Source organism: Pirellulales bacterium (assembly GCA_036499395.1).
Taxonomy (GTDB): domain Bacteria; phylum Planctomycetota; class Planctomycetia; order Pirellulales; family JACPPG01; genus JACPPG01.
The window spans coordinates 32663-52884 of sequence record DASYDW010000062.1 but is presented as its reverse complement, the minus strand read 5'-3'; the positions used below and the strand labels follow the sequence as shown (position 1 = coordinate 52884).

At 61.0% G+C, this 20222-nt stretch carries 30 protein-coding genes; 1 reads left to right on the top strand and 29 read right to left on the bottom strand.

The genetic code is table 11. The features are described 5' to 3' along the window. Positions 1-30 precede the first annotated feature (30 nt). Complete coding sequence (locus VGN12_09025; GenBank protein HEY4309576.1) at positions 31-552, bottom strand: HAD hydrolase family protein; 522 nt, start codon at positions 550-552, stop codon at positions 31-33. A 151-nt stretch (positions 553-703) separates the two neighbouring features. Beyond that, positions 704-1723, bottom strand: coding sequence for a KpsF/GutQ family sugar-phosphate isomerase (locus VGN12_09020; protein HEY4309575.1), 1020 nt, complete (start codon positions 1721-1723; stop codon positions 704-706). A 463-nt stretch (positions 1724-2186) separates the two neighbouring features. On the opposite strand from VGN12_09020, the gene VGN12_09015 reads away from it, so the two are divergent. Next, a complete protein-coding gene (locus VGN12_09015) occupies positions 2187-3179 on the top strand; it encodes a ketose-bisphosphate aldolase (GenBank protein HEY4309574.1) in 993 nt (330 codons plus the stop codon). A 166-nt stretch (positions 3180-3345) separates the two neighbouring features. On the opposite strand, the gene VGN12_09010 is transcribed toward VGN12_09015, so the two are convergent. From VGN12_09010 to rplB, 27 genes are all read right to left on the bottom strand, one after another. Continuing rightward, positions 3346-4263 (bottom strand): hypothetical protein, encoded by a 918-nt coding sequence (locus VGN12_09010; GenBank protein ID HEY4309573.1) that lies wholly within the window; start codon positions 4261-4263, stop codon positions 3346-3348. Positions 4264-4476: 213 nt separating this feature from the next. After that, complete coding sequence (locus VGN12_09005; GenBank protein ID HEY4309572.1) at positions 4477-5106, bottom strand: hypothetical protein; 630 nt, start codon at positions 5104-5106, stop codon at positions 4477-4479. Positions 5107-5261: 155 nt separating this feature from the next. After that, positions 5262-5855 carry a L17 family ribosomal protein gene (locus tag VGN12_09000; GenBank protein HEY4309571.1) on the bottom strand — a complete coding sequence of 198 codons (594 nt, stop codon included), beginning with the start codon at positions 5853-5855 and terminating at the stop codon, positions 5262-5264. Between the two features lie 73 nt (positions 5856-5928). Next, entirely contained in the window at positions 5929-6918 is a 990-nt protein-coding gene (locus tag VGN12_08995; GenBank protein ID HEY4309570.1) for a DNA-directed RNA polymerase subunit alpha, read from the bottom strand. Between the two features lie 140 nt (positions 6919-7058). Beyond that, a complete protein-coding gene (gene rpsD / locus VGN12_08990) occupies positions 7059-7685 on the bottom strand; it encodes a 30S ribosomal protein S4 (GenBank protein ID HEY4309569.1) in 627 nt (208 codons plus the stop codon). A gap of 94 nt (positions 7686-7779) precedes the next feature. After that, positions 7780-8160 (bottom strand): 30S ribosomal protein S11, encoded by a 381-nt coding sequence (gene rpsK, locus VGN12_08985; protein HEY4309568.1) that lies wholly within the window; start codon positions 8158-8160, stop codon positions 7780-7782. Positions 8161-8316: 156 nt separating this feature from the next. After that, positions 8317-8700: a 30S ribosomal protein S13 gene (gene rpsM / locus VGN12_08980; protein HEY4309567.1), complete on the bottom strand. Its 384-nt coding sequence runs from the start codon at positions 8698-8700 to the stop codon at positions 8317-8319. Between the two features lie 174 nt (positions 8701-8874). Continuing rightward, positions 8875-8988, bottom strand: coding sequence for a 50S ribosomal protein L36 (gene rpmJ / locus VGN12_08975; GenBank protein HEY4309566.1), 114 nt, complete (start codon positions 8986-8988; stop codon positions 8875-8877). A gap of 276 nt (positions 8989-9264) precedes the next feature. Continuing rightward, positions 9265-10038 carry a type I methionyl aminopeptidase gene (gene map, locus VGN12_08970; GenBank protein ID HEY4309565.1) on the bottom strand — a complete coding sequence of 258 codons (774 nt, stop codon included), beginning with the start codon at positions 10036-10038 and terminating at the stop codon, positions 9265-9267. Between the two features lie 16 nt (positions 10039-10054). Further along, positions 10055-10630 (bottom strand): adenylate kinase, encoded by a 576-nt coding sequence (locus VGN12_08965; GenBank protein ID HEY4309564.1) that lies wholly within the window; start codon positions 10628-10630, stop codon positions 10055-10057. Between the two features lie 57 nt (positions 10631-10687). Next, positions 10688-12052 carry a preprotein translocase subunit SecY gene (gene secY / locus VGN12_08960; GenBank protein HEY4309563.1) on the bottom strand — a complete coding sequence of 455 codons (1365 nt, stop codon included), beginning with the start codon at positions 12050-12052 and terminating at the stop codon, positions 10688-10690. Positions 12053-12215: 163 nt separating this feature from the next. After that, positions 12216-12725, bottom strand: a complete 510-nt coding sequence (gene rplO, locus VGN12_08955) for a 50S ribosomal protein L15 (protein HEY4309562.1) — start codon at positions 12723-12725, stop codon at positions 12216-12218. Then, positions 12722-13180, bottom strand: a complete 459-nt coding sequence (gene rpsE, locus VGN12_08950; GenBank protein HEY4309561.1) for a 30S ribosomal protein S5 — start codon at positions 13178-13180, stop codon at positions 12722-12724. The genes rplO and rpsE overlap by 4 nt, the downstream gene beginning before the upstream one ends. A 147-nt stretch (positions 13181-13327) precedes the next feature. After that, positions 13328-13696, bottom strand: a complete 369-nt coding sequence (gene rplR, locus VGN12_08945) for a 50S ribosomal protein L18 (GenBank protein HEY4309560.1) — start codon at positions 13694-13696, stop codon at positions 13328-13330. 114 nt (positions 13697-13810) lie between these two features. Further along, the gene (gene rplF, locus VGN12_08940) at positions 13811-14356 is read right to left on the bottom strand and encodes a 50S ribosomal protein L6 (GenBank protein HEY4309559.1); all 546 of its coding nucleotides are present in this window, start codon (positions 14354-14356) and stop codon (positions 13811-13813) included. A gap of 65 nt (positions 14357-14421) precedes the next feature. After that, on the bottom strand, positions 14422-14820 hold the full coding sequence (gene rpsH / locus VGN12_08935; protein ID HEY4309558.1) for a 30S ribosomal protein S8: 399 nt from the start codon (positions 14818-14820) through the stop codon (positions 14422-14424). A 13-nt stretch (positions 14821-14833) separates the two neighbouring features. After that, positions 14834-15019, bottom strand: coding sequence for a type Z 30S ribosomal protein S14 (locus VGN12_08930; GenBank protein ID HEY4309557.1), 186 nt, complete (start codon positions 15017-15019; stop codon positions 14834-14836). A gap of 102 nt (positions 15020-15121) precedes the next feature. After that, entirely contained in the window at positions 15122-15763 is a 642-nt protein-coding gene (gene rplE / locus VGN12_08925; GenBank protein ID HEY4309556.1) for a 50S ribosomal protein L5, read from the bottom strand. A 39-nt stretch (positions 15764-15802) separates the two neighbouring features. Then, complete coding sequence (rplX, locus tag VGN12_08920) at positions 15803-16153, bottom strand: 50S ribosomal protein L24 (protein HEY4309555.1); 351 nt, start codon at positions 16151-16153, stop codon at positions 15803-15805. After that, the gene (gene rplN / locus VGN12_08915; GenBank protein ID HEY4309554.1) at positions 16153-16521 is read right to left on the bottom strand and encodes a 50S ribosomal protein L14; all 369 of its coding nucleotides are present in this window, start codon (positions 16519-16521) and stop codon (positions 16153-16155) included. Before rplN ends, rplX begins: the two co-directional genes overlap by 1 nt. Positions 16522-16623: 102 nt before the next feature. Next, on the bottom strand, positions 16624-16953 hold the full coding sequence (rpsQ, locus tag VGN12_08910; protein ID HEY4309553.1) for a 30S ribosomal protein S17: 330 nt from the start codon (positions 16951-16953) through the stop codon (positions 16624-16626). 94 nt (positions 16954-17047) lie between these two features. Further along, positions 17048-17257 carry a 50S ribosomal protein L29 gene (rpmC, locus tag VGN12_08905; protein HEY4309552.1) on the bottom strand — a complete coding sequence of 70 codons (210 nt, stop codon included), beginning with the start codon at positions 17255-17257 and terminating at the stop codon, positions 17048-17050. Positions 17258-17333: 76 nt separating this feature from the next. Next, complete coding sequence (rplP, locus tag VGN12_08900; GenBank protein ID HEY4309551.1) at positions 17334-17750, bottom strand: 50S ribosomal protein L16; 417 nt, start codon at positions 17748-17750, stop codon at positions 17334-17336. Continuing rightward, positions 17689-18384, bottom strand: coding sequence for a 30S ribosomal protein S3 (gene rpsC, locus VGN12_08895; GenBank protein HEY4309550.1), 696 nt, complete (start codon positions 18382-18384; stop codon positions 17689-17691). Before rpsC ends, rplP begins: the two co-directional genes overlap by 62 nt. Before the next feature lie 81 nt (positions 18385-18465). After that, positions 18466-18813, bottom strand: coding sequence for a 50S ribosomal protein L22 (gene rplV / locus VGN12_08890; GenBank protein HEY4309549.1), 348 nt, complete (start codon positions 18811-18813; stop codon positions 18466-18468). A gap of 113 nt (positions 18814-18926) precedes the next feature. After that, entirely contained in the window at positions 18927-19211 is a 285-nt protein-coding gene (gene rpsS, locus VGN12_08885) for a 30S ribosomal protein S19 (GenBank protein HEY4309548.1), read from the bottom strand. An 88-nt stretch (positions 19212-19299) separates the two neighbouring features. Continuing rightward, positions 19300-20157, bottom strand: a complete 858-nt coding sequence (gene rplB, locus VGN12_08880; protein ID HEY4309547.1) for a 50S ribosomal protein L2 — start codon at positions 20155-20157, stop codon at positions 19300-19302. Positions 20158-20222 lie beyond the last annotated feature (65 nt).

Here is a 20222-nt window from a genome sequence, read left to right as displayed (position 1 = left end):
TCGAGCGCGTTCTCAGCCGGAGCCGGGTTGCTACGAGGCATAAGCCTGAATCAGTTCGTCCCAGCGGCGCTGGGCCTTGAGGATCAATTCGATGGTCTCGCGCACGGCGCCGCGCCCGCCAGGAGCGGTTGTCACAAAATCGGCCGCCTCGCGCACCTCGGCACACGCGTCCGCCACGGCGACCCCTAGCCCAGCCAGCTTGATCGTCGCCAGGTCAGGCAGGTCATCGCCGATGTAGCACAACTGCTCGTGCGTCACGTTCAATTCGTGCAGGATTTCGCTCACCGCGCCCCATTTGATCTCGGTCCCCTGGCGCACGATGCCGATCCCCAATTCCTTGGCTCGCAGGTTGACGATGTGCGACGTGCGTCCGGTGATGATGCCGAAACGCCCACCCGCCCGCTGCCACAAGCGAATCCCCAAGCCGTCCTGAATGTGGAATTGTTTGATCTCGATCCCTTCGTTGTTGAAGATGATGCTGCCATCGGTCAGCACCCCATCAACGTCGACCAGGATCAGTTCAATCGGCTGGCATTGCTTGTCCACACTCATCTACGCACCTGTGTGTTGCCCTGGTTCGTCGTTGTTTTGTCGCCTGTTCCCGCGCGAGAAACTCTGACGATTGTACCAGTCGCCTCGCTGCGCCGCGGTAAAATGGGGCAGCGATAACGCGAGCTGCTCCATTCCCCGAGAACGTGCGACGTCACGCGGCCTCGTCCGGCATCATTGCCAGCACGTCGGTAATGTCGAGCAAGCCCACCGGCGCGTGCCGCGCATCGATCACAGGCAGTTCGCTGATTTTTCTCTCGGCCAAGATCGCCACGGCATCGGTCAGCATTGCGCCGGCCGGCACCGCGCAAGGATCGCGCGTCATGACATTGCGAATCGGTTGATCGATGGCATCGTCGCGTCGCTGTTCGAAAAGCCGCGCCAGATCGCTATCGGTAAAGATGCCGGTCAGTGCGCCGGCATCGTCCACCAGCATGATGGCCCCGCTGCGTCGTCCCGGGCGAACGATCGCCGCGAACACGTCACGAACAATTGCCGCGTCGCGCGCCACACGACATTCGGCCAACGAACGCATTTGCTCTTCGACGCGCGCCAGACGTTTGCCAAGGGCGCCGGCCGGATGAACGCGGGCAAAATCCTCATGCCCAAAGCCATGCAAGCGCATCGTGACCAAAGCCAAGGCATCTCCCAGCGCGAGCATCGCCGTGGTACTGGTGCTGGGCGCCATGCCCAGCGGGCAGGCCTCTTGCAGCGGGCCCAAGGGCAACAGCACCGTCGCCGCTCGCGCCAGCGTGCTCGTCGTCCGTCCCGTCAGCGCGATAATCGGCACTCCCAGCCGCACGATCGACGGCAGCAACCGTGTGACCTCTTCGGTCTCGCCGCTTTGCGAAAGAACCAGCACCACATCGTCCGGGCGGATGCGGCCCAGGTCGCCGTGTACGGCCTCGGCCGGATGCAGAAAGATGCTGCGCGTCCCGGTCGAAGCCAACGTTGCCGAGATCTTGGTCCCGATCAATCCGGCCTTGCCGATGCCGGTCACGATCACGCTTCCCGCGCACTCGTGCAGCAAGCGCGTAGCATCGCAAAATTCGGGTCCCAAACGCTGCGCGATTTTCGAGAGAGCCTGCGACTCCAAATCGATGATGTCGCGGGCGTAGCGCAGTTGCTCAAACGTGGTCAGCGGAGTCAGACGGCGAGCGGCGTCGCTGGTCATCGACAGTCATCCTTGACGGGTCGTGCTAGCAGTCAAAACATTAGGGCGGGTGATTCTAGCCCGATGGCATTTTTCGAACAAGGTAATCGTGCCTGTCGGCCGGTCGGATTTGCCTGCTCGCACCGACGACGGCTCGGGGGCTCGTTGAGGCCAGTTTGGGAGCCAGAATCCACCGCCAAACATGTCCGCCGGCGCGGCCCCTAGGCCAGCTAACGTTCCGCAGTGCCAGCAGCCCCCGCTTAGCCGCCAGCAACTCTCGCATACGCCACTGGTGGGGGCGTTCCTGGCACGCGGAGCGACCCGCTTTCTAGGGTCCCGTCGGGTCATGGCCCAGGGGCGGGCGCTTCGCTAAACTGGAAAGTCCGCACGCCCAATCGCTTCGCCTGCCCGACCGTCGCGTCACGCCGCACGTTGCCCGCAGTCCCTCAGCCAAGCGTGAATACGCGAAACACGGAGATTTCCCATGATTGTTACGACGAAAGATCTGTTCGAGCAGGCCTACGGCAAGTATGCGGTGGGGGCCTATAACATCAACAACCTCGAGCAGACGGTCGGCCTGTTCCGTGGCTGCGTCGGGAAGAAGGGCTCCAACGACGAGCCCGCGAATCCAGCGCTGAGCGCGCCGTTCATCATTCAGATTTCGCGTGGTGCCCGCGGCTTTACGGACAAGCGTTTCCTCGAGGCCATGATTCGCACCGCCGAGGATGTGTTCCCCGAAGCGATCTTTGCCGTGCATCTCGACCATGGCACGGAGGAGGTCGCCTATGACTGCATTGATAGCGGCTTCTATTCCTCGGTCATGATCGACGCGTCGCACGAAACATTCGACGAGAACATCGCCATCACGCGTCGCGTTGTCGAGCGAGCCCACGACAAGGGTATTTCGGTCGAGGCGGAATTAGGCATGCTGGGCGGCGTCGAGGAGGATATCTCGGTCTCGGCCGATCACGCCTGCCTGACCGATCCGGATCAGGCCGTCGAGTTCGTAACCCGCAGCGGGTGCGATTCGCTGGCCGTGGCGATCGGCACCTCGCACGGCGCCTATAAGTTCAGCGGCAAGCAAGGTCTGCACTTCGACCGCATCGAGGCCATCAAGAAAGTCCTGCCGGGCTTTCCCCTGGTCATGCACGGCTCGAGCAGCGTGCCCAAGGAATGGGTCGATCGCATCAACGGCGCCGGCGGCAACCTGCCCGCCACCAGTGGCGTGCAGGAGAAGGATTACTTGCCGGCCGCCAAGCTTGGCGTCACCAAGGTGAACATCGATACCGATGGTCGCCTGGTTTGGTGCGCCGTCTATCGCGAGACGTTCCGCGACAAGCCGAACGACTTCGATCCGCGCACGGCGGGCAAGCCCTTCATGGCTGAATACGCCGGCTTCATCCGCGCCAAGAATCAGATGCTCGGATCGGCCGGTCAACTGGAAAACGTGCGCGCCGCGCTGGGCGTCCGCGTCTAAGCAACCGTGGCTGTCGTCGATCTGTAATCCTGTAGCCGAGATCTGCGACTCTCGGTGCGATTTACTGTAGCTGGGGTCTTCGACCCTGGGTTTTCATTCGGCGCTGAATACAACAAAACCCGCTGCCGGCTGAGATGCCGCGTCGATTGTCAACGCGCGGCGCCGATCATTGCGCGTCCGGAATCTCGCCGCTGCGGAATGCATCGTCCCCCGGCGAGTGCTCGACACGCACCAATAGCATCTTTTGCTCGAGCGTTCCGGCGGAGCCTTGCTCGGTGAAGAAGTGACTGCCCAGGCTTCCCGGCTTGTCGGCCCGAGTTCCCAGCACCAACGTCTGGCCGGGCGCCAGCAAGGCGTTGATCTGCAGATCCTTGAACAGCACGGTCTCGGGGCGGTAGTCTGCCTTGATCATTCCATCTCCGGCGACGAACCGTGACCGCGGCTCGCCGTGTTCCAGTTCGGGAATCACCTCGATGCGCACCCGGCCGTCGTGTTCGGCCATCGCTTTCATCGACAGGGCGCCCATCACTCGTTCGTAATTGCGGCCCGTCACGTGGCCGTCTTCGCCACGCACCAGAACCGCCACGTTCGGAATGCGCGCCCGTTCGCCAGCTGTGATGATGATCCCCGGATGGCCGGCCCGGGTTTGCCACAGGCTGCGGCGCACCTTGGGCTCGGATAACAGATCGACGGGCTTCATGTCGAGCACGCCCAGTTCTTCTTCAGGTTGTGCCTGCACTTCGGCCGGCTCGTTCCTTGTCGGCGCCGTGACATTCTCGCGGACGACTTTTTCGATCGCCGTGGGCAGGTGCGCGCCGATCACGCCCGCGCGAAAACCATTCGCCGCCAGCCGCGCTCGAAGCGCCGACGGCAGGCATTCTTCGTCGATTTCGCGCCACACTTGATCATCCAGATCGGGATCGGCATGGGCGAAGCGAATCGTACATTTCTCCAAGGCAATCGTGTCGTCCGCCATCCGCGGCGGCGCCAGCGGCGACTTGCCCGTGGCATTCACCTGCGCGCAACCGACCAATAGCGACAGCGATAGCGCCCAGTAGCATGGCGCGCGCAATAAGGTCGACACGCTTGCCTGCAGCATGCGTAGGCCAGAAAGGAGTGAAGAGAAACGCAGAACGCTCGCGATTGCGAGGCCGGAGAGTAGCCGCCGGCCAACCGACACGTCAATGCAGCTTGGCCGCTGAACCGAGGCGAACTGCTCGTCGCAGGCAAGCTGGGCAAAACGCGTCTTATCGGCAATAGGCTGGGCGAAGCGTAGGTACGGCGCGCCAGAACAAAGCTACGCCGACGCCGCCGATTGCAGCACCAGCTTGGGCGTCGGAATCCGCGCTCCGTAAACGGCGCCGTACTGCTGGCATAGGCCGCGAAAGTCAGGTTCCAAGAACGCGAACAACTGCCGATCCGGCGATTGCGCCAGCCAGTTTGCCGCCAGCTCGCGCATTTGCCGGTGAAAGGCGGCCTCGCTGCGCCCATGGGCAAAATAGCGCCCCGGAAACCGCCGCAGATCACCATCGAAGGCCGGCCCGATGTGCCATAGCTCGTGTATGATCGTCGACACCTTTTCCACGAGCGGCTGATTGCAAAACCGCGGCAGGTAGAAGCTCAACAGGTACAACATCTCGCGCCCGTCCTCGCCGACGATCGGCCGGATCGACCAGGTGCGCCCCCGACGGGTCGTAGTGCGGGCCCCCCCTTCGAATCGCAGTGGCGTCAGGCTGGCATGCACGCCGTGATGGGCCCGATTGCGCGTCTGGCAGGTGCGCAGGGCCACGCGATCAATGTCGACATGCTGGAACTCGGCTAATCGCACCGTGATGTCGCGGCAGACGACACGCATATGCCGGGTGAAATCCAAGCCGCGCGGGTCGGCAACCGTGGAAGGATCGGACGAGCGGAGAGCGCGGCCCACAAACGTCTCCTCCGTGCTGTGGACAAGCTAACACTGCGGACAGACGAGCGCAATTGCCAGCAACACGTCACGCAAAGGATTACGTCAGGCACAAGGACAGCGCTATTGCCAACGGCATCGGTTACCGGGCTTGCTGGCCATCGCTCAAGCTGGTGCTACTCAGCCTTGGCTGCTGCGCCTTCGCCCTGCGACTCAAACCGTGGGGCCGGCGAACGTTGGGCAACTCGGTCGCGAACACCGACGAACTCCAGCATGGCCCGCGTGCCATTATCACCCAGACGCGGCTTCGCCAGCCGTACGACGCGGGTGTAGCCACCGGGACGCTCCGTGTAGCGGGGCGCGATTGTAGCGAACAGGATACGAACGGCCTGCTTGTCGCCGAGCAACTCCAAGACGCGACGCCGTGCGGCGACGACCGGCGACATGGCCTTGTTCCATTCGTGATACCGCTCGCTTTTGCGCCACGTACGCCATTCGGCCGAATTGCGCGAGGCCGCGGTACCGAATTCGCCGGCAGCCTTTTGCTTGGGAATGCTGCGACAGGCAATCGTCACGCACTTCTCGACCAGCGGACGAACTTCCTTCGCCTTTTGCAGGGTCGTGATGATCCGGCCTGTGACCTTCGGCTTGTTATCGTCGAGCTCGGCGTCGCGCTCGGTCAGCACAAGCGCGCTGGCCAAGTTGCGCAATAAAGCTCGCTGATGGCTTGGGGATCGTCCCAGTACGCGTCCACGTCGGCGATGTCTCATGGTCGAATCTACGTCTAGAAGTTGTCTTGGCGAGTAGGCAAACCGTAAGCCGTGACCCGCACGTGTTGTTTGATCAGGTGGACATCGAGGCGGGCAATCGCATTCCCAGCCGCAGCCCCAACTCGACCAGCTTGTCGCGTACTTCGCTCAGCGTCGTCTCGCCGAAGTTGCGCACGTCCAGCAACTGGTCCTCGGTGCGAATCACCAAGTCGCGCACCGTGTGAATGTTTTCCGATTCCAGGCAGTTCGTGGCCCGCACCGACAAGTTCAGTTCGGCCAGGCTCATGTTCAATTTCGACTCGATCGCCGCGTCGGTCACGCCGCCCCCCGAGCGCCCCTCGGCATGCACCGACGAGCCTAGCTCGCTGTACTGCACGAACGGGTTGAGGTGCTTGCGCAAGATCTTCGCCGCTTCGACCAAGGCCATCTCGGGACCGACCGAGCCGTTGGTCCAGATCTCCATCGTCAGCTTGTCGTAGTTGGTCTTCTGACCGACGCGCGTCTCTTCGATTTCGTAACGCACGCGGACCACCGGGCTGTACACGGCATCGACCGGGATGATGCCGATTTCCTGCACTTGCGGCGTATGCTCGCTGGCCGGAATGTAACCGCGGCCGTTTTCGACGACCATCTCGACCACGAAGGGCACATCGTCGGTCATCGTGGCGATCAACTGGTTCTTGGTGATCACCTCGACCGCGTCGTCGGTCTGCACGTCACGACCGGTGACCGGCCCCTTCGTGTTCTTCTCGATGCGGATGACACGGGTCGATTCGCTGTGGTTTTTCACCACCAGCGATTTGACGTTCAGCACGACGTCGGTCATATCCTCGACGAGGCCGGGCAGAGTGCTGAACTCGTGCTGCGCGCCTTGGATCTTGATCTGGGTGATCGAACTTCCCTCGAGGCTCGAGAGAAGGATACGGCGCAAGCTATTGCCGATCGTCACGCCGAAACCGCGCTCAAACGGTTCAGCGACTAACTTGCCGTAAGACGACGTTAGCGTCTTGTGATCACAGGTAACGACACTGGGCAGTTCAAACCCGCGCCAACGAATTCGCATTACAAGCCTCCCTGGAACAGCGGCTTGAGGGAACACGCACGACCGGCCCAAGCAGCATTGCCGACGGCGATGACTTCAGTACATACACAGTAAGGGGTGTCCCGCGGACCCGCTGGGCCCGCCGGACGACGAGTCGTGCTCTACTTCGAGCACAACTCGATGATCAGTTGAGTCTCGACCGGAATGGAAACGTCCAACGACTCGGGGAGCCGGTTCATACGGCCCTCGGGCATGGGACCTTCCACGCGGCTGAGAAAATCGGGGATTTCGCGGTTCGTCTCGGCCAGATTCGCCTGCACGGCTTGCAAGCTCTTCTTGCGATTCTTCACGCGGATGACGTCCCCCGCCTTTAGCAGGTAGCTGGGAATATCGACTCGGCGTCCATTGACGGTGATGTGCCCGTGGGCGACCAACTGCCGTGCCTGGGCACGGCTCTGGCCGAAGCCCAAACGGTGCACGATGTTGTCCAGCCGGCGCTCCAGCAGGCTCATCAACGTTTCGCCGGTATTGCCGCGCGACCGTTCCGCCTCGCTGAAATAAGTGCGAAACTGACGCTCCAGCACGCCGTAATAGTGCTTGACCTTCTGCTTCTCACGCAAGTGCAGACCGTAATCGGTCATCTTGCCGCGGCGTGCCTGCTGCTGCCCCGGCGGGGTGCCGCGGCGCTCGACGGCGCATTTCGGAGTGTCGCAGCGCACGCCCTTGAGGAATAACTTCAGCCCCTCGCGGCGGCACAATCGGCAAACAGGTCCAGTATGACGAGCCATATTCTTGAATTACTATCGAGTGCCTGGTCGGTGGAATCGCCGGTGGCGATAACCTGCGAATCTTCTTTAACGCTGTCTCTTTTATCAATCCTGACTAAACGCGACGCTTCTTCGGCGGGCGGCAGCCGTTGTGCGGCAGCGGCGTCACGTCTTCAATGCTCTTCACGGTCAAGCCAGCGGCCTGCAGGGCGGTGACGGCGCTTTCACGACCGCTGCCCGGACCCTTGACCTTGACCTCGACTTCCTTGACGCCGAACTTCGAGGCCTTCTCGGCGGCTTGCTGCGCGGCGCATTGACCGGCAAAGGGAGTGCTCTTGCGGCTCCCCTTGAAACCGCTCGTACCGGCACTCGCCCAGCACAGGGTGTCCCCCTTGCTGTCGGTGATCGTGACCGTCGTATTGTTGAAGGTCGCGCGGACGTGCGCCACTCCCAGAGTGACGTTGCGGCGTACCTTGCGTCGTTTGCTCTTTCCCATGTCGAACCGTTCTTCTGGTCGTTTTGCTGTTCTGGCTTTTTGTCGTGCGTATCTGCGTTGTCAGCCCTGTGTCGCAGGACTTGTACACGAACCTTTCGTCACAGGACACACTGCACAAGATCTGCCTTGCAGCGATCCTCGCGACGCGAGCTCGCGTTACTTGAGATCCTTCACACCCTTCTTGCCGGCAACCGTCTTCTTCGGACCCTTACGCGTGCGGGCGTTGGTACGCGTCCGCTGACCGCGAACCGGCAACCCGCGGCGATGACGGATGCCCCGATAGCAACCGATGTCGCGCAAGCGGGAGATATTCTGCGCGACTTGCCGCCGCAACTGCCCTTCGACGACGTAGTCCTTGTCCAACAAGGCTGCGATCCGCGCCACTTCGTCCTCGCCCAACTCGCGGGCGTGAATGTGGGGATCAATACCCGCCTTGTGACACAACTCACGCGCAACCTTCGGGCCAACGCCGTACAGGTACGTCAGCGAAATCACGGTCGGACGATCGCTGGGGATGTCAACGCCGAGCAAGCGCGGCATAAAACCTCACTCCCAAACTCAAATAAGTTCCAAACTGTATGTCTTATATGCCGTGACTCTAAGACGCGGCATCTCGTTCACGCTATCAACTCGCTCAACCGCGCCGGCCGCAACCACCAGGGCGACCAACCACGGGACGATCCAGAGAATCGCCCCCGCTCGGCGGCGAAAACCCTACCCCTGACGCTGCTTATGTCGTGGATTGCTGCAAACGACGAACACCACCCCGCGGCGACGCACGATCTTGCAGCTTTCACAAATCCGTTTGATACTCGCGCGTATTTTCATAGCCGTGGCCTTAACGTTCGAACAGCAGCTCGCAGAAACTGCAGAGCAGGTGCTCGCTGGAAGTACAATCGAAAGCGAATAAGTATAAACGGATTCAGCCTCAGCCCACAAGGCCCCCACGCCGCAGTTTTCCAATGCCCCGGATCGCCGCCTCTTGTTGGCACACCCCTCAGGCCCGAACTGCGTGCCAAGTCGGCCCCTACGGCAGGCAAGCCCTGCCCAAAAGCCCTTTAGCAAACAAGCACCGAGGCGAAACTTGCCCCTCCGGGCCGGTTTCTACGGAGGCCCTGCCGTCAACGGCACGGCTCCCTTCTCGGTCACGGCGATCGTATGCTCGAAATGGGCGCTGGGGAGCCCGTCCTGGGTCACCTGCGTCCAATGGTCGGGCATTCCTTTAACACGCTTGGTCCCGGTGTTCACCATCGGCTCGACCGCGATGACCAGGCCCGGCCGCAGCTCGAAATCGCCGCTGCGGCGTAGTTGCTTACTGACGAAATTCGGCACCTGGGGCTCTTCGTGCATCTCGCGCCCGATGCCGTGGCCGACAAAGTTTTCCACGACCGAGAAGCCGGCGTCCTTGACGTATGTTTCCATCTCGGCCGCGACTTCGCTCCACAGTTGCTTCTTGCCCATCAGGTCGATGGCCAGATCCAGAACCCCCTTCGTGACTTCCAGTAGCTTTGTCACACGGGGCTCGACGCGGCCAACCGGGTGCGTGATCGCCGAGTCGGCACACCACCCCTCGACGCGGCATCCGGTGTCGATGCTGACACAGTCCCCCTCGGCCAGCTTGCGCGGCCCGGGAATGCCGTGGACCACCTCTTCGTTCACCGAGATGCACGTCACGGCCGGAAAGGGGACCACGCCCGGCACCCCTTTGAACAATGGTTCGGCATGCTTCTCGGCGAAGAATGCCTCGATCGCGGCGTCGATCTCGGCCGTCGTGATACCGGGTCGCACCAGGCGCGCGGCGATCTGATGGGCTTCCCACACAACTAGGCCAGCCTTGCGCATCAAGCCGATTTCTCGCGGCGAACGTAACGTGAGCACGATCGAGCGGTCCCCTTCAGGCGTCCGTACTTTGCGGTTTCCGCTTGGTAACCGCCGACGCAATCCTTGCGAACACTTCGTCGACCGTTCCCTGGCCGTCGACCGTTTCTAAAACTCCACGCTGACTGTAGAAGTTCAACAGCGGCCGCGTTTGATTCCAATACGTTTTCAGACGCTCGGCAATGACCACCAACTCGTCGTCCGTCCGGCCACGAGTGTTCAGTCGGTGCTTCACCACTTCGTCGTCGACGCGCAGCTCCAACACCAAATCCAAATCCGCGCCGATGGCCTTCAATATCTGATCCAACGACTCCGCCTGGCGGACTGTGCGGGGAAAACCGTCGAACAGCGCGCCGGCCGCGCAGTCAGGCTGCTTCAACCGCAGGCTGACCATTTCCAGCACCAGGTCATCCGGCACCAGCTTCCCGGCCATCATGTATTCTTCCGCGGCGCGCCCCAGCGCGGAGCGCTTCGATCGGGCTTCGCGAAACATCTCACCGGTCGACAGATGGGGAATCCCCAACAGCGACACCAGGCGCTCGCTTTGCGTTCCCTTGCCGGCGCCAGGTGGGCCGATAAAGACAATTCTCATCTTGCTACTCGCCCCCCAAAGGCACAGCGCCCGCACGCCCTGCCCCCACGCGCTCGACTACTCGAGCAAGCCCCGATAGTTTCTCATCACCAGGTGACTGTCGATCTTTTGCACCAGGTCGAATGCGACACTGACCGCAATCAGCAGACCGGTCCCTCCGTAGAAACTGGCGAGCTGGTAGTTGATGTTGATCGAGTTGGACACGATCGTCGGCAATATCGCCACGATCGCCAAGAACCCGGCCCCCACATAAGTGATCCGAATCATCACTTTTTCCAGGTAATCGGCCGTCCGCTTACCGGGCCGGTATCCGGGAATGAACGTGCCGTGGCTCTTCAAATTGTCCGAGACGTCCTTCGGGTTGAAGGAGATTGCCGTCCAGAAATAGCAGAAGAAGAAGATCAACAGCACGTACATCAAGTTGTACAGGAATGACGAGTGGTTATAGAACGCGTTGGCGATGTCGCGCAGCAGGCCGCTTTCCGGTCGCAGACTGGCGATCCAAGTGAAGAGCAGCCCCGGAAACATTAACAAGCTGCTAGCGAAAATGATCGGCATCACGCCCGCCTGATTCACCTTCAGCGGCAGGTACTGCCGGGTACCGCCATAAACGCGGCGCCCGCGCACGTGCTTGGCACTTTGCGTCGGGATGCGCCGCTGGCCTTGCGTGATGAACACCACGCCGCAGATCACGCCCACGAACAGGGCCACGAGCACGATCAGCTTTTCGACCCCCATCTGATCCGCGCCGCCGCCGAGCGATAGTCCCTTGAAGCCGTTCTGGAACAAGGGACGCATCAGGTCGAAGCCGGCCGCCGGCATGCGGGCCAGAATGCCGGCCATGATCAACAAGCTGATGCCGTTGCCGATGCCGAATTCGTCGATTTGCTCGCCCAGCCACATTAAGAAGACGGTGCCGGCCGTCATCGTCATCACGGCTACCAAATACCAGCTCAGCGATAATTGCCCGTTAACGAGGAACTCGGGCCGCACAAAATCGCTCGACACCAGGTAGCGCACGTAGAACCAGCTTTGCCCCAGACACAGAATGACCGTGGCATAGCGTGTGTATTCGTTGATCTTTTTCTGCCCGCTCTCGCCTTCCTTCTTCAATTCCTCGAGCGGTCGCCAGACGCTGGACAGCAGTTGGAAAATAATCGAGGCCGAGATGTATGGCATGATCCCCAGGCCGAAGATCGTCGCCTGGTCGAGCGTCGTGGCGCTGAACGTGGCAACCTGCTTGAGCATCGTGCCCAGGCCACCCTCGCCCTGCGAGCCGAAGAACTCGGCCATCTTGGCGTTATCGACGATCGGCAGCGGAATCCACCAGCCGACGCGATAGATCGCTAGAAACAAGAGCGTCAGCAGAATCTTCTGGCGCAACTCGGGGATGGTGAAAACGACGCGAATTTTTTCCCACATGGCTCGTTCCATCCTTCCTGCGAAGATGCCGACAATCCTTGCCGGCAACAAAATGGTGATCGTGCAGGTGCTCGAACGTCCCAGGCGCACCGCGGTTTCGGCGGTCCGATTCCAACTTCGCCGATTCTAACTTCGGACGAGTGCCGCCCGCCAGATGGGCGTGCTAGCTCTTGGCGGCCTTCTTGGCGTCTTTGTTCTTCCGCTGCCCCTTAACCACGGGGGCCTTGCCGGGCAGGACGATGGCCTCGCCGCCGGCTTTCTTGATCTTCTCGAGCGCCGCTTCGCTGAAGCGATGGGCACTGATTTTCAATTTCTTCGTCAGCTCGCCGTTGCCGAGAATCTTTAGCTCGTCGAACCGGCCGCTGGCCAGGCCCGATTCCTTCAGACGCTCGAGCGTGACGTCGTCGCCGGACTTGAAGACTTCGTTCAATTCGCTCAGGTTAACGGCCTTAATGACGTCGGCGAACTTGTTATGAAAGCCGCGCTTCGGTACGCGCCGGGCGACAGGAAACTGTCCCCCTTCGAACGCCGGGTGCGAGGTCCAGCCCGCCAATTGGCCCTGTCCCTTATGGCCGCGACCGCTCGTCTTGCCATGCCCCGAACCGGGGCCACGGCCGACGCGCTTCAGCTTCTTGTGCTTGTGGATTCCGCGATTGACGTCGTGCAAGTTCATGTGAGGGAAACTCCGCGCAGCCGCTCCACGTCTTGACGTGACTGCAGGCTGGTCAGGGCGGCAATCGTGGCTTTGACCAGATTGGCAGGATTCGTGGAACCAAAACTCTTTGTCAGAATGTTGTGGATGCCGGCAGCTTCACAAACGGCACGCACGCTCGAGCCCGCGATCACGCCGGTGCCGGCGCTGGCCGGAACCAGGATCACGTGCGAGGCGCCGAAGCGGCCTTGGACTGTGTGCGGGATCGACCCCTCGGTGACCGAGACGGTGACCATTTTGCGGGAGCCATCCTTGGTCGCCTTTTCGACGCTCGGCGGGACTTCGTTCGCTTTGCCATAGCCCCAGCCGACCCGGCCACGGCCATCGCCCACGACGACGATCGCCGAGAAGCTGAAGCGGCGTCCACCCTTGACCACTGCCGCGCAACGGCGGATCTGCACGACCTTTTCGATCAGGTCGCTGCCTCGCGAGCCGCCTTCTTTACGAGAGCCGCCGTCTCTACGCGTGTTGCCTTCTTTAGCCACACCAGTCTCCCGATTAGTTTCGCGATTCACCGAGTGGACTGTTCGATCCGCCGCGGTGAGACGTCTTGAAACAACCCTTTAGAAATTCAAACCTGCTTCGCGTGCGGCTTGCGCCAGCGCCGCGACACGGCCGTGATATTGATACTCGCGACGATCGAACGCCACGTCCTTGATGCCGGCCGCCAGTGCTCGTTCGGCAATCGCGCGCCCCACGGCCTGCGCCGCGGACTTGTTGCCGCCGTACTTCACCGTGCTCGCCAGGTCCTTTTGCGACGTGCTGGCAGCAACCAGAGTATGCCCCTGGTTGTCATCGATGATCTGGGCATGCACGTGCTTGTGGCTGCGGAAAACCGCCAGCCGAGGACGCGTGGCGTCCGCCTTGATGCGATTCCGCACGCGGTAGCGCCGCCGCAGCCGTTGGTGAGCGTTTGTCTTCTCGTGATTCATCTGATTATCGCCCGACGCCTGAGCGTCTCGTATCTCGAGGCCGACCGTCAGGCGGTGAAAAACCGTCCGACCAGCGACCCCATGAACTTTCCAACTACTTCTTCAATTCCACTACTACTTCGACACTGCCTTACCGGCCTTGCGACGTACTTGCTCGCCGTCGTAACGAATGCCCTTGCCTTTATAAGGCTCTGGCTTCCGCACGGATCGCGCTTCGGCCGCGAACTGGCCGACCATTTGCTTGTCGACCCCTTTGATCACGACGTGCGTTTGATCCGGACAGGTCACTTTCAGACCGGCCGGAATCTTCAAATGCACCTCGTTGGCGAAGCCGACTCGCAACTGCAAGACGGCGCCCTGCACCGCGGCCAGGTATCCGACGCCGACGATCTCAAGCTTCTTCTCGTAACCCTTGGTGACACCGTCCACCATATTCTGGATCATCGCCCGGGTCAGCCCGTGCAAGGCGCGCGACTGACGCGAATCGTCGCCGCGCGTGATCTCCAGGACCCGCGTCTTGTCGTCGAACGCCACCGCCACCTCGGGCCGGAAGTTCCAGTCGAGCTTACCCAGCGGGCCTTCCACGGCGATGCGCTGCTTCGCGACCTCGACCTTCAGGCCGGCGGGAACAGCAACGGGCTTCTTTCCGATCCGCGACATGATTCTTGCCTTTTAAATTCGTTCTCACACGCAGCAATGCGCGGCAGCCTGGCGGCGCGTCACGCTTACCACAGTTCGCACAGTACCTCGCCGCCGAGATTGCGCTGGCGGGCTTCGCGGTCGCTGATCACGCCGCGACTGGTGCTGATTATTGAAATTCCCAAACCGTTGAGCACTGGTCGCAGGCTGGTGGCGCCGCTGTAAATGCGACGGCCCGGCTTGCTCACTCGCTTGATATGGCGAATGACCATCTCTCCGTTGGGACCATACTTCAAGTGCAAACGCAACTGCTTGCCGGGGTCCTGGTCCAACTCTTCCCAGTCCCAGATATAGCCTTCGCGCTTGAGAACTTCCGCGAGTCCTCGCTTAACCTTCGACAGCGGCATTTCGACCACGGGCCGTTCAACGCGCACGGCGTTGCGGATGCGGGTCAACATGTCGGCGATGGGGTCAGTCATCATAATCGTGGGGATCCCTTTACCAACTTGCCTTCTTCAGACCGGGAATCAAACCCTTGTCAGCCAGATTCCGGAGGCAGATTCGGCAGATACCGAACTTGCGATACACGGCCCGCGGCCGGCCGCAGATTCTGCAACGCGACTCGCGACGCGATGAGAATTTAGGCACCCGTTGGGCTTTCGCGATCTTTGACTTACTTGCCATGCGTGATCCAGTACGTTTCGGCTGTTAGTTTTTTAGCGCGTCTAACGGCGCGATACATCGTGCCAGGGCCGGGCGGTATCGACCGCCCCAACCAGCCCGGCCTTAGCTTGCAACCCCGGCCTTGGCTTGCTTTTCCTCTTCCACCTTGAACGGCAGTCCCATCGCCCGCAACAACTCGCGTGCTTCGTCGTTGCTGCTGGTCGACGTGACGATCGTCACGTTCATGCCTTGCACGCGGGTGTACTTGTCGGGATTCAATTCCGGGAACACCAACTGCTCGGACAAGCCCAGGCTGTAGTTGCCGTGACCGTCGAACGCGTTCGGATTCAAGCCGCGGAAGTCGCGCACTCGGGGCAGCGCCAGCGAGATCAAACGATCCAGGAACTCCCACATCCGCGTCCCACGCAACGTCACCTTACAGCCAATGTCCATGTTCTCGCGGAGACGAAAACCGGACACCGCCACGCGACTGCGCGTGATCAGCGGCTTCTGTCCCGTGATTTGCGTAATCGCGCTGACCGCCTCTTCGAGATATTTCTTCTCGGTGATGGCAGCCCCCACGCCCATGTTTACGACAACCTTCTTCACCTTGGGAAGCGACAGCAGGTTCTTCCGCCCCAGGCTTTTGGACAGCGCGGGCAGGACCTCTTGATCGTATCGGTTGCGCAGACGCGGCGGCGGCAACGGACCACTCGGTCGCTGCTCATCCTTTTCATCCGACGTCTTCTTCTTCGCAGCAGACATTTCCTTCACTCCCCTCGCACAATTTCTTCTAAGCAGTCGCTATTTCTTCTTGGCGGACTTCGACGGCGATGGCGCGATTTGACCCGCGTTCGCTCCACACTTCTTGCAGAACCGCTCTTTGCTGCCGTCATTAGCCCGGCGAGCACCGGTTCGCGACGCCTTGCCGCAACCTGGGCAGACCAACATCACGTTGGAAAGCTGCACCGGCATCTCTTTCGACAAGCGTCCGCCTTGCGGATTGCGCTGGCTGCGGCGCATGTGCTTGTAGACGCGATTCACGCCCTCGACGATCGCCTTGCCGGCGCTGTGATCGACCGACAGTACTTTAGACTGCTGGCCGCGGCCATCGCCGCAAATCACTTCAACCGTGTCACCAACGCGAATGTGCATCACACCACCTCAGACGCCAAACTGACGATCTTCATGAAATTTCGTTCCCGCAGCTCACGCGCCACGGCGCCGAAGATGCGAGTACCACGCGGATTCTTATCGTTGTCGATCAGCACCAGAGCATTGCGGTCGAAGCGGACGTAGCTGCCGTCGGTGCGACGCGTCGGCTGCTTGCAGCGGACGATCACTCCCTTTACCACGGCACCTTTCTTCATGTCGCTTCCCGCGATCACGCTCTTCACGCTGCAAACCACGATGTCACCCAGGCCGGCCGTGCGGCGCCGTGATCCACCGAGCACCTTGATGCACGTGACTTCCTTCGCGCCGGTGTTGTCGGCCACGTTGAGTCGGGTCTGCATCTGAATCATGATTCACACCTGCTGCTGAATCGAACTTTCCGGTCGCTTGATCAATCGCTGTACGTCACGAGCCGGCTGTGCATCATTGGCACTGCCGTACTCGGCACCGCCCTATTCGGGGGCTTTTGTCTCGCCGGCAGCTTCCGCCTCGGCTTGTTCCAACTTCGCCGCCGCCCGCATCGCTGCGATATCCACCGCCTGGCTCTTGCTGACCACGCGAACCAGTTGCCACCGCTTCAAACGGGACATCGGCCGGCACTCGCTGATCTCGACGGTATCTCCCAACGACGACTCTTCCTTCTCGTCATGCACGTGGCAAACGGTCTTGCGACGCAAGTACTTTCCGTATCGGGCATGCTTCACCAACCGCGGAATTTCCACGCGGCGGCTCTTGGCCATCTTGTCGCTCGTTACGACGCCAATGGCGATCTTCTTCGGCATCCGTCAATCCTCGTACTGACCTGTGACTCGATGGAATGTATGGGGCTTTTATTGCTGATCGTTTGCGGCCGGGCAGTCGCCTCGACCACCGCGGCTATTTGCCGGCGGCGGCCTTTTGCTCGCGCTGGGTCTGAATCGTCTTCAGCCGCGCGATCAAACGGCGATGCTTCCGCAATTCGCTGGGCGCGTCCAACCGCTCAGTCTGCGCCTTGATCCGCAGCCGAAACAAATTCTCGGCTGTCTCGCGCAAAGTCAGGGTCAACTGCTCGTCGCTCATTTCGCGGAGTTCAGTGGCCTTCGTCATCGCCGTGCTCACTCAGTCGTTATTGCTTAGTGGCCGATCTACTCGGCCAGGTACGTATCGCTTATCGTTTGCGTGCTTACAAAGGACGACGCTTAATCAACCGTACGCGCACAGGCATCTTGTGCGCCAAGCGGCGAAAGCACAGTCGCGCAGCGTCCTCAGTGACGCCGGAAATCTCGTACAAGATATTCCCGGGCTTCACCACCGCGGCCCAATATTCCGGCTCTCCCTTACCCTTACCCATGCGGGTTTCGAGCGGGATCGACGTAATGGGCTTGTGCGGAAACGCGCGAACGTACAACCGACCCTCGGTACGAAGGTATTGCTGCGCGGCGATACGGCCGGCTTCCAGCGTGGCCGCTGGGATCCAGCCCCCCTGCGTCGTCTGCAAGCCGAACTCGCCGAAGACAACGCGGTTGCCACGCGTGGCGTTACCTTTTATACGTCCTCTTTGGCTTTTTCGGTGCTTGACCCTCTTGGGCATCAGCGCCATTGTTATCTTCCTCGTACATACCCTGGTTGACCCACACCTGGACACCGATGTGTCCCTGCGCGGTCTTGGCTTCAGTAAAACCGTAATCGATCTTGGCACGCAGCGTGGACAACGGAATCGAACCGACGCTTTGCTTTTCGCGTCGTGCCATTTCCGAACCGCCCAGCCGGCCGGCCAATTGAATCTTGATCCCCTTCGCACCCGCTTCCATCGTCTGTTCCATCGCCCGCTTCATCGTGCGGCGGAAGCTGGCTCGCTTGGCCAACTGTTCGGCGATGTCCTCGGCGACCAGTTGCGCTTGAATTTCGGGGCGGGCGATTTCCTCAATCTTGATGTTGATTCGCCGGCCGACCAGCTCTTGCAACTCGGCCTGCAACCGTTCGACCTCTTGCCCCTTGCGGCCGATGATGATGCCCGGCCGGGCGGCAAAGAGAATAACCTTCACCTCGTCGCGGGTCCGCTCGATCTCGATCTTCGGCAGGCCGGCGTAGCGGTACTTGTCCTTGACGAAAGCGCGAATCTTCTGATCTTCGATCAACAGATCGCTGAACTCACGCTTCGAGGCGTACCAGCGGCTCTTCCAGCCGATCATGATCCCCGTGCGAAAACCGACGGGATTTACCTTCTGACCCATAATATCTCGTGTTTGTTTGGCAGGTTCGAGTTAGGAACGCCTGACAAGTGATTCGTTTATTTCGCCGCCGTAAAGCAGCGTTTATTCAGCCGGGGCGAACAAGTCCGCTACCTTGATGTGGATGTGCGACATCCGCCGCTTGACCATGAACGCCATACCGCGGGCACGGGGTCGAACACGCTTGAACATCGGTCCGCCATCGACCCGCGCGTCGACCACGACCAGGTTCTGCACGTTCTGGGCCCGGCGATCTTCGGCGTTGCCCAGCGCACTCTTCAAAACCTTCTCCAGCATTCGCGCACCGCGGTGGGGCATGTAGCGGAGAATGTCCAGCGCCTCGTCGGCGTGCTTGCCGCGAATCAAGTCCGCGATCGGCCGCACCTTGCGGGCGCTGATGCGGGCGAATCGATGCGTTGCTTCGTAGGCCATGTCTTCTATCCTCTTGCCGGCACTGCCACCTGGCAGAACCACCCGTCGTTAATCACTGCGTCGAAAAAACTATCTCGAAAGAAAACCATCCTCAGGCCGACCACCGCGAGACATCAGCCTCCCGGACCGGATTTCTTGGACTTGCCGCCGTGGCCGCGGAAGGTGCGAGTCGGAGAGAACTCACCAAGTTTGTGTCCGACCATGTCTTCCGTCACGAAGACCTTCAAATGCAGCTTGCCGTTATGAACCATGAACGTGTGACCAACGAACTCCGGCACGATCGTGCAGGCCCGGGCCCACGTCTTGATCGGCTGCTTTCCGCCCGACGACTCCATCTGCTCCACCTTGTGGAACAGCTTGGCGTTGACGAACGGTCCTTTCTTTAGTGATCTTCCCATCGCTCGTTGGCTCCGCCCGTTGTAAGGGCTCTACTTCACGGCCTGACTGTTTGCCGATGTGACTGTTTTATTTCTCGAACGTATTTTTTTAGTGCAGCTTCAGTTGTCCGTAGCGGCGCGAACGACGACGACGAACAATCGCCGAGTTCGAAGCCTTGCGCGGCTTGCGGGTTCCACCACCCTTGGCCGGCTTGCCGGTCGGGCTGACCGGATGACGCCCACCCTTGGTACGACCCTCACCACCACCGTGCGGATGGTCGATCGGGTTCATCGCGGTACCACGCACGTGCGGGCGGCGCCCCAACCAACGCTTACGACCAGCCTTGCCCAACACCACGTTCATGTGGTCGGCATTGCTCGTCGCACCGATCGTGGCCCGGCAGTCCGCCGGCACACGGCGAATTTCACCACTGGGAAGGGTCAACTGCACCCAGCCCGCATCGCGAGCGGCCAACACGGCGCTCGTACCGGCCGAACGGCACAGCACGCCACCGCAACCAGGTCGCAACTCGATGTTATGAATCGTCATGCCCAGCGGGATGCTCTTCATCGGCAGGCAATTGCCAACCGAAGGAGGAGCCTCGGCACCGCTTTGCACCTGGTCACCCTGCTTCAAACCGTTGGGGGCCAGAATGTACCGCTTTTCACCGTCCACGTAGTGCAACAGTGCGATACGGGCACTGCGGTTCGGATCGTATTCGACCGAATGCACGAGTGCGGGAACGCCGTCCTTGTTGCGACGGAAATCGATCAAGCGGTACTGCCGCTTATGGCCACCGCCACGATGACGTGCCGTGATCTTGCCCTGGTTGTTGCGTCCGCCCGTCTTTGTCTTCGGGCGCAGCAACGTCTTCTCGGGCACATAACCCGGCGTCAGCTCGGCGAAATCACTGACCGAGGCGCCGCGGCGTCCGGCAGTGGTCGGCTTGTATTTTCGTAGGCCCATTTGGCCAGCCTTTCGCTTTCCAGTCTCGGGCGGCGGGCACTAACGGCCTCGCTACCACACAAAAT